11 protein-coding genes are annotated in these 12,738 nt (G+C 64.5%); 5 read left to right on the top strand and 6 right to left on the bottom strand.

Annotation, left to right across the window (positions count from 1 at the left end):
• Positions 1–93: 93 nt before the first annotated feature.
• On the bottom strand, positions 94–555 hold the full coding sequence (locus tag AB0P21_RS10140) for a VOC family protein (protein ID WP_363695356.1): 462 nt from the start codon (positions 553–555) through the stop codon (positions 94–96).
• Between the two features lie 90 nt (positions 556–645).
• On the opposite strand from AB0P21_RS10140, the gene AB0P21_RS10135 reads away from it, so the two are divergent.
• Positions 646–1,614 carry a YafY family protein gene (locus AB0P21_RS10135; RefSeq protein ID WP_363695354.1) on the top strand — a complete coding sequence of 323 codons (969 nt, stop codon included), beginning with the start codon at positions 646–648 and terminating at the stop codon, positions 1,612–1,614.
• 4 nt (positions 1,615–1,618) lie between these two features.
• On the opposite strand, the gene AB0P21_RS10130 is transcribed toward AB0P21_RS10135, so the two are convergent.
• The 3 genes from AB0P21_RS10130 to AB0P21_RS10120 form a co-directional block, all read right to left on the bottom strand.
• Positions 1,619–2,623: a hypothetical protein gene (locus AB0P21_RS10130; protein WP_363695352.1), complete on the bottom strand. Its 1,005-nt coding sequence runs from the start codon at positions 2,621–2,623 to the stop codon at positions 1,619–1,621.
• Positions 2,624–2,736: 113 nt separating this feature from the next.
• The gene (locus AB0P21_RS10125) at positions 2,737–3,369 is read right to left on the bottom strand and encodes an SRPBCC family protein (RefSeq protein WP_363695350.1); all 633 of its coding nucleotides are present in this window, start codon (positions 3,367–3,369) and stop codon (positions 2,737–2,739) included.
• Between the two features lie 129 nt (positions 3,370–3,498).
• Positions 3,499–4,035, bottom strand: a complete 537-nt coding sequence (locus AB0P21_RS10120) for a hypothetical protein (protein ID WP_363695348.1) — start codon at positions 4,033–4,035, stop codon at positions 3,499–3,501.
• 184 nt (positions 4,036–4,219) lie between these two features.
• Between AB0P21_RS10120 and AB0P21_RS10115 the strand changes: the two genes are divergently transcribed.
• Together AB0P21_RS10115 and AB0P21_RS10110 are read left to right on the top strand one after the other, a co-directional pair.
• Positions 4,220–5,401, top strand: a complete 1,182-nt coding sequence (locus AB0P21_RS10115; RefSeq protein WP_363695347.1) for a histidine kinase — start codon at positions 4,220–4,222, stop codon at positions 5,399–5,401.
• On the top strand, positions 5,398–6,066 hold the full coding sequence (locus AB0P21_RS10110; RefSeq protein ID WP_363695346.1) for a response regulator transcription factor: 669 nt from the start codon (positions 5,398–5,400) through the stop codon (positions 6,064–6,066). The genes AB0P21_RS10115 and AB0P21_RS10110 overlap by 4 nt, the downstream gene beginning before the upstream one ends.
• A gap of 6 nt (positions 6,067–6,072) precedes the next feature.
• Here AB0P21_RS10110 and AB0P21_RS10105 read toward each other — a convergent pair whose 3' ends face one another.
• Complete coding sequence (locus AB0P21_RS10105) at positions 6,073–7,110, bottom strand: LacI family DNA-binding transcriptional regulator (protein WP_363695345.1); 1,038 nt, start codon at positions 7,108–7,110, stop codon at positions 6,073–6,075.
• Between the two features lie 252 nt (positions 7,111–7,362).
• On the opposite strand from AB0P21_RS10105, the gene AB0P21_RS10100 reads away from it, so the two are divergent.
• Positions 7,363–9,117 carry a lectin gene (locus tag AB0P21_RS10100; protein ID WP_363695343.1) on the top strand — a complete coding sequence of 585 codons (1,755 nt, stop codon included), beginning with the start codon at positions 7,363–7,365 and terminating at the stop codon, positions 9,115–9,117.
• A gap of 496 nt (positions 9,118–9,613) precedes the next feature.
• Positions 9,614–10,204: a hypothetical protein gene (locus AB0P21_RS10095; RefSeq protein WP_363695341.1), complete on the top strand. Its 591-nt coding sequence runs from the start codon at positions 9,614–9,616 to the stop codon at positions 10,202–10,204.
• Here AB0P21_RS10095 and fxsT read toward each other — a convergent pair.
• Positions 10,201–12,675, bottom strand: a complete 2,475-nt coding sequence (fxsT, locus tag AB0P21_RS10090) for an FxSxx-COOH system tetratricopeptide repeat protein (RefSeq protein ID WP_363695339.1) — start codon at positions 12,673–12,675, stop codon at positions 10,201–10,203. The two genes, AB0P21_RS10095 and fxsT, sit on opposite strands and share 4 nt — an antisense overlap.
• Positions 12,676–12,738 lie beyond the last annotated feature (63 nt).

Below are 12,738 nucleotides of genomic sequence, written 5' to 3'. Positions count from 1 at the left end.
GTCGAATCTGTTACCGCCCGGTGCCGTTATTCGCCGGGAGATCCGAGGTCAGGGGCAGCCGGGTTGGCCGCCCCTGACCGGAATCGGGGTGACTCAGCCGGCGTACGCAGCGGTGACGTCGAGGATCCAGGTGACGCCGAAACGGTCGGTCAGCATGCCGAAGCCGGGGCCCCACTGCGACGGGCCGTACTTCTCGATCACGTCGGCGCCGTCAGCGAGCTTGTCCCACAGCGCGCTGACCTCTTCGTCGCTGTCGCCGCGCACGGAGACGAAGAACCGCTCGCCGGTCAGCGTCATGCCGTGCTCCCGGGTGGTGGCGGCCGGTGCGACGGCGGCGGCGGCCTGGCTCGGTACGTCGTACGCCATGATGCTGAAGCCGTTGTCGGCGGTGACCTGACCGAAGACGATCTTGTCGGCGTCCGGCAGCTCCTTCGGCATCCCGAAGTCGCCGTACGCGATGACGGTGAGCTGGCCGCCGAAAACGGTCTGGTAGAACTCCAGCGCCGCACGGGCGTCGCCCCGGAAGTTCAGGTGGGTGGTGGTGGAGATGGCCATTCTGTTGGCTCCTTGCCGGTTGGTTGCAGAACCAACAGTCACAGCAGTAGGTGACAGGTAGTGGCACCTACTACAGGCAGAATCGGTGCCATGCCGAAAACCTCGTCCCGCCTGCTGACCTTGTTGTCACTGCTGCAGACCCGCCGGGACTGGTCCGGCACGGTGCTGGCCGACCGGCTCGACGTCAGCCTGCGTACCGTCCGCCGCGACGTCGACAGACTCCGCGAACTCGGCTACCCGATCGCCGCCGCCAAGGGCCCCGAAGGCGGCTACCGACTCAGCGCCGGTACGGAACTGCCGCCGTTGCTCTTCGACGACGAACAGGCCGTCGCCCTCACGATCGCCCTGCAGATCGCAGCCACCACCCAAGGCAACGGCCTCGCCGAATCCGCCGAGCGAGCCCTGAACACCATCCGGCAGGTCATGCCCAGCCGGCTCCGCCACCGCATCAACGCACTCCAGATCACCGCCGTGGAACAGCCCACCACTCAACCGGACGCCCCAGTCTACGGCGACGTCCTCCTCACCATCAGCGCCGCCATCCAAGCCCAGGAATCCCTGCGCTTCGACTACGGTCCCGGCACGACGGACCAACGACCCCGCCGCGCCGAACCCCACCACGTCATCACCTGGAACGGCCGCTGGTACCTCGTCGCCTGGGACCTCGACCGCGAAGACTGGCGCACCTTCCGCGCCGACCGAATCACCCTGCGCACCCCCAACGGACCCCGCTTCACCCCACGCGCAGTACCCGGGGGAGACGTCGCCACCTACGTCACCAGCATCTTCCGCGGCTCCGCCGACGCCTCCGGCAACTGGCCCTGCCAAGGCACGGTCATCCTCGACCTGCCGGCTGCATCCGTCGCCCTCTACACCCGCGACGGGTTGGTCGAAGCCCTCACACCTGACCGTTGCCGACTAACCCTCGGCTCCTGGTCCTGGCCCAGCCTCGCCGCCGCCATCGCCCGCTTCGACGCGGAGATCGAAGTCGTCAGCCCGGTCGAACTGACTGACGCCTTCGTCCACCTCGCTGAGCGTTTCACCCGGACCAGCCAGTGAGTTGTCAGACGGCCCGGGCGATCGCGATGGCACCCTGCAGGCGTTCGCCGGCTTCGTAGAACATGTACTCCTTGCCGTCCATCGTGCCGAAGGACGCCGCGGCGCAGCGGCCGTTGTCGGGGGCGCCGGCCAGTGGCAGGTGGAACGCGCCGAGGTGGTTGCGTTTGGTGAAGTCGTTGCCGACCTCGGTGATCAGCATCTTGCCACCGGATCCCTTGTCCTGGTGGTAGATCACGTACGTCGAGTTGTTGCGGTGCACAACGGTCGGCGCACCGATGTTCTGCGAGCCGACCTCCTCGGGGCGGATCAGCGAGTTGGGTGAGAAGACCCAGGTGCGGCCGTCGACCGAGCGGCCCCAGCCGATGGAGCGGTGGTTGGCGGTGGTGTTGATCATGAAGACCATCACGTACTTCGACCCCTTGGCCGTGAGCTCGTGCTCGAAGACGCGGGCGTACGACGTCTCCGTGGTTCCGGCCGGCATCATCGAGGTCGACAGGACGACCTTGTCGTAGGTGAAGTGGATGCCGTCCTTGGAGCGGGCGAGCCGGGTGGTGGTGTTCTCGCCGTGAAAGTACAGCCACATCTCCTGCGCCGCTTCGTTCCAGATCACGTGCGGCGACGACACGTGGCTGACGTTGTAGTGCGGACTCCAGGTCCGCGCCACGATCGGGTTGTTCGGGTACTCGATGAAGGGTCCCTCGAGGCTGTCGCTGTAGCTCAGGCAGATGCCACCGGGTGCGTCGTGTGGTGCGTAGTAGAGGTAGTAGCGGCCCAGTGGGTTCGCGATCCGGCCGGCTGTTCCGCGGATACAGGGAAAGATCACTTCCTTGCGCGCCGGGGCGTAGCTGAGCTTGGACTTGTCGAACGCGGTGCGGACGTACCGGTACGTCGGGAACCCCGCGGGTGCGGCGCTGGCGGTTGTGGATCCCAGCAGCGGTAGCCCGGCCAGGCCGAGGCCCGCGCCGGCGGCGGCTCCACGTAGTACGGCACGACGTGACAGTTCGGCCATTCGGCCCTCCTCATGAGCGGCGGTGATGCTGCGACTCTGGTAGCTGTCTGCGAGAGTGTCAATAAGATAATGCGTATTAGCTAATGACATCGCGAAGGATGATCCAGTGCGGATCAGCCGCAGGAGAGGTGCTCGGCGGCGGCCTTGAGGTCGTTCAGCCAGGCTTCGAGGCCCATGCCGAGCATCGTGGTGGACAGGGCCGTATCGGCCTCGACCTGGGCTCCGTTCCAGGTCTCCTCGGTGCGGACCAGGGTGCCGCCGCGGACCGGGACGAAGTTCCAGACGTGAGTGCCTTTGTCGATCTTGAGACCGGTGCCGATGGCTGGGCCGGTCCAGCGCAGGCAGGTGTTGTGCCGGGCCTGCTGGACGGTCGACGTGATGGTCAGGACGGTCGCGGGGGTGGTCGGCGTGGGCGGTGCCGGGGTGGTCCAGACGAACGCTGAGCCGGCCCGCAGCGGTCCGTGGTCCAGGCGCTTGGCGGTGGTCACGGGTGCCTGCCAGGACGGCCAGCGGGCGATGTCGGTCTGCAGCCGCCAGATCTTGCTGATCGGCGCCTTGATGAACTTCTCGGTGCCGTAGCGGATCTTGGCGCTGGAATCGACGCCCTGGCCCTTACAGCTCAGGTCTGTTGTGCTCGGAGCCGCTGCTGCGGTGCTGGTTGCGCCAAGGAATCCTGCGGCGGTGACCGTGGCGGTCAGGAGGGTGGCCACCAGGCCGCGGCGGACGGAGGAGCTGACGATGGTCATGATTTCTGGCCCTTCAGGTGCTGGAGAGGTTGATTGCCTGCAGCACCAACAATGCCGTCGAGGCGGCCACGGTCGCGTCGGTAGAAACTGCGTAGTCCGCCCGGCCGAGTCAGGGAGGTTACGCAGGCCTCAGACGAGGGCGGGAGCTGAGGCCTCGCGGTGGCTCCGGTTGATCATGGACGCACGGGCGGCGAAAGAGCCGGTACGAACGAGCATCATCGCGACGGCCATCATCATCAGCGCGTCGGTCAGCGCGTTGGTGGTGACGTGGTGAGTGGCCATCCAGGTGCCCAGTTGCGGGCCGAACCAGTTGGACGAGCCGTAGGAGAAGAGGCTGCGGACCGCGACCACACCGACCCAGATCGCGGCGTACCCCCAGCCGGCCGCGCTGACCGGCTTACCGGTGCGCGGGCTGCGATAGACGCGGGTGTAGTTGATCGCCAGCGCCCCCAGCAGCAGGCCGGCCGCGGTGAGCCCGAGTTCCAGGGCCAGTCCGGCACCGTCGGTCGTGAGGCCCTTGAGGTAGAAGGGGATGATCAGTCCGGCGGTGAGCAGCGGCCGCAGGATGCGGAACTTGCCGATCTTGCGATGCGGTCCGAGGTCGGCCTCCAGCACCGAGAACAGTACGACTCCGTTGATGAGCAGGGCATTGGCGAGGGGTGACATGGTTCGACCTTCCGATGAGTGTGCCTTGCCGACCCCTCGAGTCTTGGTCGGGGAGTGGGTGCGAGTCGTCGCCGTGGACGGTGAGCCAGGGGTGAATCCCGCAGCCCCGGGGTGACCTCTGGTACTACGCGATGTCACCGTGTGGGGTGAGGCCATGGCGGCTCGCGTTGCCTACTGTGGAGGTGTGACGCCCGGCCAGTACGCGAGAAGGCTCTTCCGCGGTCCGCACTCAGGATCGGTACTGCGGACCGTGTCGTGGTTGGCGCGCGCCGTGGCGTTCGTTCTGATCGGGGTCGAGACCTTCGTCCACTCCCCGGCGTACGAGGCGGCCTTTGTCGTTGCCGCAGGCGCCTATGTTCTCTGTGGACTGCTGCTCGTCGGATGGTTCGTCCTCGAGCTTCGACCGGCCGGGCCCCGGATCGGGCTGCCGCTGATCCTGGGTGTGGCCGCTGCGGTTTCCGGAGCGGCGAGCACTGTACCGGCCGGGCACGCGTTGCTGGGGATCAGCCTGCTGGTGGTCATCGGCGCGGGCAGCGCCAGCGAGGTGGCCGTCGGGTGGGTGGTGACCCTGGCCGGAATCGTCGGCGTCGAGGCCGGGGGTCTGTTCACGGGGCTCGATCGCGGCGAACTGCTCGGCTATCCGGCAGCGCTGCTGCTGGCCTTGCTGGTCGGCCGCAATCGGCGGACGTACCGGGTCCATGCCGAGGAGACCTCCGCTCTGCTGGCCGAGGTCGAGCAGCTCCAGGCCGAACAGCGCAGGGCGGCCGTACTCGACGAACGAACCCGGATCGCGCGCGAGATCCACGACGTACTGGCGCATTCGCTCGGTGCGCTCGGCATCCAGATCCAGACAGCGCGGGCGTTGCTCGATCACGACCCGCGGCGCGCCGACGACGTCCTCGGTGTCGCTCAGCGGATGGCCGCCGACGGTCTCGGCGAGACCCGCCGTGCAGTGCAGGCCCTGCGATCCGACATCCCACCGCTATCTCGGTCCCTGGCCGAGATCGCCAGGGTCCACCACGACCAGCACGGTACGCCGGCGAGGCTCGCGATTCACGGTGAGGCTGCGGGCCTTCCGTCCGAGCAGACTCTCGCACTGGTCCGGGTCACCCAGGAATCACTGACGAACGCGGCCAAACACGCCCCCGACCAGGAGGTCGACATCAGTGTCGGCTACGAGGACCACCAAGTGACCTTGACCATCACCAACCGACTCCCCGGGCAACCGTCCGGGGCTACCTTCGCCACTGTGAACGGCGGCTACGGGTTGACCGGAATGCGCGAGCGGCTCCTTCTGCTGGGCGGCAGTCTCACCGCGGAGGCCCGCGACGATCGCTGGCACGTCGTGGCGCGGGTGCCGCGATGACGGAGGCCGGGCAGCCGTCGCTGCGCATCGTGGTGGCCGACGACCAGGCCAGCATTCGCGAAGGACTCGTCATCATGCTCGACCTGCTGCCCGATATCGAGGTCGTCGGCTCGGCCGCCAACGGTCTGCAAGCGCTCGACCAGGTCGCCGCGCTGGCCCCCGACGTGATCCTGCTGGATCTGCACATGCCCGAGCTCGACGGGATCGAGGTCACCCGGCGCCTCACCGCCGAGCATCCGGAGGTGGCCATCGTGGTCCTCACGACGTACGCCGACGACGCCTCGATCATGGACACGCTGCGCGCCGGAGCCCGGGCGTACCTGACCAAGGACGCCGACCGCCGAGACATCGCCCGTACGCTGCACAGCGCGGCCGGCGGGTATTCGGTCCTGGATCCACGAGTTCAGGCAACGTTGCTGGCCGCCACCACCGCCGTACCGGCAGCGCCCACGGCACCAGCGGAAGTCGCACCCGACGGCCTCACCCCGCGTGAGGCCGAGATCCTCACCCTGGTCTCCCGCGGCCTGACCAACACCGAGATCGCCGAAGCCCTGTTCCTGAGCCACAACACCGTCAAGACCCATCTCAACCGCATCTTCACCAAGACCGGTTCCCGCGACCGGGTCGCCGCGATCCAGTACGCCCAGCGCCACCAGCTCGGCTAGCCGGCCCTAACTCGCCGGTGGTTGGGTGGTCGAGCCGCGGACGACGAGTTGGGTGGCCAGTTCGAGGTGGACGGCCTCGGGGCGGTGCCCGTCCAGGACGCGCATCAGTTGGGTGACTGCGATGCGGCCCATCTCCTGCAGGGGCTGGCGGACCGTGGTGAGGGGTGGGTCGATCGCGGCGCTCAGGTCGATGTCGTCGAAGCCGGTCACCGACAGATCGTCAGGAACGGTCAGTCCACGCTCACGGGCGGCGTGATAGGTGCCGACGGCAATCTTGTCGTTGAAGCAGACGACGGCGGTCGGGCGGGGATGCCGGTCGAGCAGTTCGCCGGCTGCCCGGCGGCCGTCCTCGATGGTGGGATGGACATAGCGGATCCGGTCCGGTGGCAGGAGCGTTCCGGCGGCCGACAGCGCGGCCCGGTGCCCGAGCATCCGTGCGTTGCTGGCCAACCATTCCTCTGGGCCGGCGATGAAGGCGATGTCGCGATGTCCCAGGCCGGTCAGATGGGTGACGACGGCGTTCGCGCCCGAGGCGTGCGCGGCCGAGACCGCGGCGATGTCCGGCGGCAACGCCTGGCGTGGATCGACGACGACGAACGCGAAACCCGAACGGGACAACGAGACCAGGTCCTGCTTCGACTCCGGGGGGAGGATGAGGATCGCGCCGTCCACCTCGTCCCGGAGCGGTAGCCCGACCAGGGCGTCGCTGTACTGGCCGGATTCGCCGGCGTCGAGCAGGACGCGGCGGCCGTGCAGAGCGAGGGTCTCCGCGATCGAAGACACGATCAGGCCGAAGTAGTCGGTCAGCAGGTACGGGCATCGGACGTAGACCGCGCCAGGCGTCTCCACCGGCTGGCCGCCGGGGGCGTTGCGGCGGGCCACGGCCTGCAGCACCAGGTCCCTTGTTCGCGGTGCGACGTTCTCGTGCTCGTTGAGAACGCGCGAGACGGTGGCGATCGACACCCCGGTCTCGGCGGCGATGTCGCGCAGCGTGGTCCGAGGCTCCACCAGCGCCGCGCCCCGGCGACCGCGCGAATCACTCATCGGCGCAGTCTACTGGGCCGTTGACGCCATCGAGGCGGTGCTGTTTCATGATGCAAAAGAATTTGCAGGATGTCCGGTTCGCTCAGTCCGGTCATCCCGCGGTGCATGACCACCAGACTGCCGCCCGCCCCCGGTGGCAGTCGTCCGCCCCCAAGGAGAGTCATGTTTTCATTCTGGAAATCCCGAGCCGCGCACCGCAGGTACCCTGCCGCGCTGTCACTGACCGCGGCCGCCGCTGTGACGGCCGTTTGCATGACGGTCCCGGCCCAGACCGCCTCGGCAGCGCCGAACGTCGGCGTCTGGCTCACCACGGCCGACCGCTCGAGCCTGCTCGGCCGGCAGGCCGACGTGAGCTTCGGGTCAGGCGCGGGCAGCGGCCCGACGATCTCGGTCAACCCCAATACGACGTACCAGTCGATGGTCGGTTTCGGCGCCTCGTTCACCGACGCGGCAGCCTGGAACGTCTTCAACTCGCCCCGGCGCAACGAGGTGATGAACGCGTTGTTCGACCGCGGCAACGGGATCGGCCTGAGCTTCCTGCGCCAGCCGATCGGCGCCAGCGACTTCTCCCGCAGCTTCTACACGTACAACGATGGTGCCGCCGACCCGAGCCTGTCGCGGTTCTCGATCGCGCACGACCAGTCCTACATCCTGCCGCTGGTCAAGCAGGCGCTGTCGCTGAACCCGGAGATCTCGGTGATGGCCACGCCGTGGAGCGCTCCGGCCTGGATGAAGACCAACAACAACCTGATCGGCGGATCACTGAGTGACAGCCAGGTCGGCACCTACGCCGACTACCTGGTCAAGTTCACCCAGGCCTACCAGGCCGCCGGGGTGCCGATCGACTACCTCAGCGTTCAGAACGAGCCGAAGTTCTCCCCGCCCGGTTACCCCGGCATGCTGATGACGGCGGGTCAGCAGAGCAACATCATCAACAACCTGGTGCCGAAGCTGCGCTCGGCCGGGCTCGACGCACGGCTGCTCGGCTACGACCACAACTGGGACGACACGTCTTACGCGCAGACGGTCAACAACAGCACCGGAAACAACGTGGTCGGGTCGGCATGGCACTGCTACGGCGGCAACCCGTCGGGACAGTCCACGGTGCACAACGCCCAGCCGAACAAGGAGATCTTCTTCACCGAATGCTCAGGGACGAAGTCGAGCGATGCCGCCGCCACCTTCCGTGACTCGTTGCGGTGGCAGGGCATCAACCTGGCAGTCGGAGCGACCCGGAACTGGGCCCGCTCCGTCGTCACCTGGAACCTGGCGCTGAACAACGCGAACGGGCCGGTCATCGGCAGTTGCACCAACTGCACCGGGGTCGCGACCGTCGACGGCAACACTGTGGCCTACAACGCCGAGTACTACGTACTGGGTCACCTGAGCAAGTTCGTCCGGCCGGGAGCGGTCCGGATCGAGTCCACCGGGTACGGCGAAGGTGGGATCCAGAACGTGGCGTTCCGCAACCCCGACGGGACCATCGCGCTGGTGGCGATCAACAGCGGCGGTACTCAGAACTTCCAGGTGTCGTTCGGCGGCCAGACCTTCGGGTACCAACTGCCCGCCGGAGCGATGGCGACCTTCACCTGGCCCGGCTCGGGTGGAGGCAATCCGCCCACCGGTGGCACCGGCGCGATCACCGGCCTGGGTGGCAAGTGCCTCGACGTCACCGGCGGCTCGACCGTCAACGGGAACCAGCCCCAGCTGTGGACCTGCACCTCAGGCCCCAACCAGCGCTGGACCGTCGGAACCGACGGAACCATCCGCGGCCTCGGCAAGTGCCTCGACGTGACCGGCTCCGGCACCGCCGACGGCACCGCAGTACAACTGTGGGACTGCTTCGGCGGCCCCAACCAACGCTGGACCGTCTCGAACGGCACTCTGGTCAACGTCGGCAGCGGAAAGTGCCTGGACGTCCGCGACGCGAACACCAGCGACGGCGCCCGCCTCCAGATCTGGACCTGCACCGGCGCCCCGAACCAACGCTGGACGACGCCCGGGTAACACCGCCGGCGATCAGTCAGCCGAGCAGCGACCTGGCCGGGTCCCTGACATCAGTGTGTTTTGGACCCGGCCAATTCGTAGACCTTCTGCTGTCTCGAGCGGTCGTGAACTCGCCATCACCAAGCACCCCTCGCTGTGCCTCAACCGGCTCGGCGGTTGGTTGCGTCAACGATGTGAGGTGACACACAGTCGCGATCAGATCAAGACGGCCCGGAAAACACAAAGGCCCGGGAACAGATTGCGATGTCTGCCCGGGCCTTCGTGTTGGTGCGCCGCCAGGGACTCGAACCCCGAACCCGCTGATTCCCGTCGAACCAGCAGCGCCGTTCTTGTTGTTGCCCCAACCCTACCCCTCAACCGCGAAATCACAGCATCGGTGACCAGGAGCCGCCCGACCGTGCTCGTTGCTGCCCGACCAATTCCATGGGGAAAACCATGGGGACTCAGGGCGCTGCGGCATCGCCTCAGACTTGGGGAGACGGTAGTTTCCGGACCCATGGATACCACGACTGTCGCAATAGTCGCATCGGGCATCGGCGCTGCGGGTGCGGTTGCTGGGCAGCTTGTCTCGCAGACCTTCACGGGCCGGCGAGAGGCGAAGCGCCTCAAGTGGGAGGGGGAGCAGCGCGCGTGGGAGCGTCAACAAGCGATCGAGGCTGCCCGATTTGAACGCGCACGGGTATTCGCCGACGTGAAGCGCGCCTCCTACGCCGAGTACTTGCGAGCAATTGGCGAGCGTCGGATGCGTCTCTACCGCGTGACTGGTGGGAATGCTGTCCTGAGGGCGACGGTCCGTGAAGAGCTCAAAGCGGACTGGGTTGCGTGGTGGAACAGTTTTCAGCCGATGGGTGATGAGCTGACCATGCTCAGCGCTGAAGTCGGCAACCAGAGTCGCGCTGTCCGCGACGCGTTGCTCGCATTGGAGCGGGCCGCGCACCAAGCGGACATCCAGGGAGCAGATGAGTTGGTTGAGGAGGTGGACAAGAAAGTTCGCGATCTGCTGACCGTGATGCGATCAGATTTGAATCTAGAGAACCTGCCCAACCTTCCTGCATCGGGAACCTTCTCATCCGGGGCCTCGGCCTAGCCTCGCTTTTGTCGCTGCCTGCCGAAAATGCGCAGAAGCGATCCACGCTGTGCCAATTCGTCTTGTGTTGCGCGGACTTTAGTAGCCAAAAAATATCCATGGGCCAGTTGTGGATCGAGGGCGACCTCGATCTCCGCGAGGAACTTTCTCGCAGTTCGTCGTTTCCGCCATCCTCTGGCGGCATCGACACGCGCCATCTGTATTGCAGAGTTAACAGTCTCGGGATCGTGTAGTCCGGATAGACGTAGGCGCTGTTCGAAGGTCTTCTTGTGTAGAGCCGAACTCTCGCTGCTGCGGCCAGCGGCAGAATAGGCATTCGCAAGAGAGTGTTGAGTGAGGATCACAGACGGATCGTCGGCGTCTCGCTTTTCTAGGACATGCCTAAGAAGTGGCTCAACCAATCGCACCGCATCGCTTGGATATCCTTCCGTAATCAATAGTTCCGAGAGATTTCTTGCAACGTTAATTGTTCTAGGGTCTCCGGGGCCAAGTATGGAGCTTCGCCTCTGGTAAACCTCTTCGTATAGCGGGCGCGCTCGTTTGAGTTCGCCAGCGTTGTGGTACGCGCCCGCCAGGCAGTTTCGGGAAATTAGCGTGTCGAGGTCGTCGCCTCCGAATTTTTCCATGCGGATCCGCAGTGTTTCTTCGTGTATTGGGATGGCCTCGGCCGTCAACCCAATCTTCATGTACGTGATACCGAGATTTGTTCGCACGGTTAATGTGTCATTGTGTTCGGCGCCTAGGGATGCGAGAGTCTGCTCGTAGCAAAATCTTTGAAGTTCGCTTGATGCGTCGTACATTCCCATGCGCTGATAGATGCTAGCTAGAATATTAGCTAGAGAGAGATAGGTTGAGCTCTTCTCGCCGATTCGCTCGCGCAGATCATCTTGAATTCCTTCAGCTACGACGGCGGCTCGGGAGACATCGCTGATCGACAGTAGGAATCTTATTGATTCGATTACTGCTGATGCACAGGCTTCGTAAGTAGCGGCTGCGACTAGGGGTCCGCTTGCCAGATGGCTCCACATTGAGAGGCTGTGAGAAACCAATTCGTTTCCCATGTGTCGCTGGTCCCAAGATTCCTCATTAGGGGGGATCTTTTTCGTGATCGCATCAGATAGGGTTCTGATCGTTGCTTCGAGTGAGCCATTTTTATTCGAGGAATCCCGGAGTGCGCGCCCGACGAGGCGATGCATCAAAAGGGTGCCGTCGTCTGCAGACCACGTCAAAACAGACAGGCTCGCTAGCTCGACCAGCATTTGTGTTGCGGAGTCCGGGTTATAGCTTCCATCATCAGGAAGTGTCACTTTGCACAGGTCTACGGCGATCTGGCTGGTGAAACCGTCCGCACTCAGGATGGCAATGGTCTGGATCATTTCCCTTGCAAAAGGGTACCTACTGGCCGGTGCTGCGGTTTCGACCGCGATTTCAATTGCTGCTACTGTTTCTCGGGGGTATGGATCGCCTGCCAGGCGAGGCAAGTTTTCCGCAAGACTACGCGCACCAAGCTTCGTGACGTACTCCGCGTAGGAGATGTTTTGACGTTTGATGACTGCGGCCGCCTGTGACAGGGCGAGGGGATGATCGCCGAAAATTTCTGCAATAAGTTCAGTGTTCTTGTCCGACGGGAGCCCCGTGACTCCTTTCAGGTATTCCTTCGACTGGTCTCGACTGTAGGAATCGATTTCAATCAGATCGCCGAAGGTAGAGAAGTCTCGATTTGTTGTGGTGATTATGACTTCAATGTTGCCTGTGGCGGGGATCCAGTTTCGAATAAAATCAGGGTCCTCACCATTATCTATAATGAGAAGTACCTTCTCCGTCGATGCTGCCAGTATGTCTCTGAGTGCCTTGGCGGCATCTTCTGATTTAAGCTGATTAGGCTCGGCGACTCCCGACTTCACTGCCAGAGCTGACATTGCAGCGATAAATGACTGCTGCTCCTCGCCTGGAAGCCAGGCGACGGTTTTGTAGTCCTGCTCGGCTCTCTGTCTCGCATAGTCGGCTGCAATTTGCGTCTTTCCGACACCAGGCCCACCGGCAACTACGCACACCTTGGTTGTTGCTCTCGATGCAGCGAAAAAGTCGGCGACGGTCTTCGCCTGAGGTCGGGCGATTGGCGTGCTCGGCTCAATAGGGATGTCGCCAAAACGTACATTCGGAAGTGGTGGCGTAGCGGGAGGAAGATGGACGTTAATATCACCAGATCCGCTGTTTGCGTTATAAGCTATGTTACCAACTGAGGAGTTTCCGACGGCCAGTCCGCCGGAAGATGCGACTGCTTGGCCGGTAATTAGTCCCGATATACCGTCGTTGACTATCTGATTGGCGCCACTCGGGTTTTGATCTCTGCGCGGGAAAAAGCCAAGGATCAGCGCTCCTACGCAAATGGCTCCAGTGATCGACCAAACCACAGTGGGATTCTGTGACCACTTCCAATCTTTTGGGATTATGTCGGTGCTCAGATTCATGAAGAAGGCTAAAAGGACGGCTGCGGCTGCGGTTAGTCCTCCGCCGATCTGCCAGCGCGCCGG

Source organism: Kribbella sp. NPDC056861 (assembly GCF_040687575.1).
Taxonomy (GTDB): Bacteria; Actinomycetota; Actinomycetes; order Propionibacteriales; family Kribbellaceae; genus Kribbella.
The sequence above is the reverse complement of the archived record's forward strand: the minus strand, read 5'-3'. Positions and strand labels throughout refer to the sequence as shown.

Excerpts from the sequence above, each read along its gene's own strand:
- AB0P21_RS10140 (WP_363695356.1), bottom strand. The coding sequence starts at position 555 with ATGGCCATCTCCACCACCACCCACCTGAACTTCCGGGGCGACGCCCGT.
- AB0P21_RS10135 (WP_363695354.1), top strand. The coding sequence starts at position 646 with ATGCCGAAAACCTCGTCCCGCCTGCTGACCTTGTTGTCACTGCTGCAG.
- AB0P21_RS10130 (WP_363695352.1), bottom strand. The coding sequence starts at position 2,623 with ATGGCCGAACTGTCACGTCGTGCCGTACTACGTGGAGCCGCCGCCGGC.
- AB0P21_RS10125 (WP_363695350.1), bottom strand. The coding sequence starts at position 3,369 with ATGACCATCGTCAGCTCCTCCGTCCGCCGCGGCCTGGTGGCCACCCTC.
- AB0P21_RS10120 (WP_363695348.1), bottom strand. The coding sequence starts at position 4,035 with ATGTCACCCCTCGCCAATGCCCTGCTCATCAACGGAGTCGTACTGTTC.
- AB0P21_RS10110 (WP_363695346.1), top strand. The coding sequence starts at position 5,398 with ATGACGGAGGCCGGGCAGCCGTCGCTGCGCATCGTGGTGGCCGACGAC.
- AB0P21_RS10105 (WP_363695345.1), bottom strand. The coding sequence starts at position 7,110 with ATGAGTGATTCGCGCGGTCGCCGGGGCGCGGCGCTGGTGGAGCCTCGG.
- AB0P21_RS10100 (WP_363695343.1), top strand. The coding sequence starts at position 7,363 with ATGACGGTCCCGGCCCAGACCGCCTCGGCAGCGCCGAACGTCGGCGTC.
- AB0P21_RS10095 (WP_363695341.1), top strand. The coding sequence starts at position 9,614 with ATGGATACCACGACTGTCGCAATAGTCGCATCGGGCATCGGCGCTGCG.
- fxsT (WP_363695339.1), bottom strand. The coding sequence starts at position 12,675 with ATGAATCTGAGCACCGACATAATCCCAAAAGATTGGAAGTGGTCACAG.